Source organism: Coprococcus sp. HPP0074 (assembly GCF_964238105.1).
Taxonomy (GTDB): Bacteria; Bacillota; Clostridia; order Lachnospirales; family Lachnospiraceae; genus Faecalimonas; species Faecalimonas umbilicata.
This window is the reverse complement of record NZ_CAXSKS010000020.1, coordinates 1-582: the sequence shown is the minus strand read 5'-3', so window position 1 is coordinate 582 and position 582 is coordinate 1. Positions and strand designations below refer to the sequence as shown.

Below are 582 nucleotides of genomic sequence, written 5' to 3'. Positions count from 1 at the left end.
CTCTCCCACACCGTCTCCAGTGCAGTACCATCGGCCGCTGAGGTCTTAACCATCGTGTTCGGGATGGGTACGGGTGTTTCCCCTCAGCGCATCGCCACCAGAAGCTTTTCGTTCTTTTCAGAACACTCATAACTAAACAATAGACTTCTTCAATCCTTACTTCTTTCTTCCTTAGAAAGGAGGTGATCCAGCCGCACCTTCCGATACGGCTACCTTGTTACGACTTCACCCCAGTTATCGGTCCCACCTTCGGCAGCTCCCTCCTTGCGGTTGGGTCACTGACTTCGGGCGTTACTGACTCCCATGGTGTGACGGGCGGTGTGTACAAGACCCGGGAACGTATTCACCGCGACATTCTGATTCGCGATTACTAGCGATTCCAGCTTCATGTAGTCGAGTTGCAGACTACAATCCGAACTGAGACGTTATTTTTGGGATTTGCTCGGCCTCACGACTCTGCTTCCCTTTGTTTACGCCATTGTAGCACGTGTGTAGCCCTGCTCATAAGGGGCATGATGATTTGACGTCATCCCCACCTTCCTCCAGGTTATCCCTGGCAGTCTCTCCAGAGTGCCCGGCCTT

2 rRNA genes are annotated in these 582 nt (G+C 52.7%); both read right to left on the bottom strand.

The window, feature by feature from the left end:
• Positions 1 to 102, bottom strand: a 5S ribosomal RNA gene (gene rrf / locus ACESPO_RS13265); the annotation flags it as partial.
• Between the two features lie 73 nt (positions 103 to 175).
• Positions 176 to 582, bottom strand: a 16S ribosomal RNA gene (locus tag ACESPO_RS13260); the annotation flags it as partial.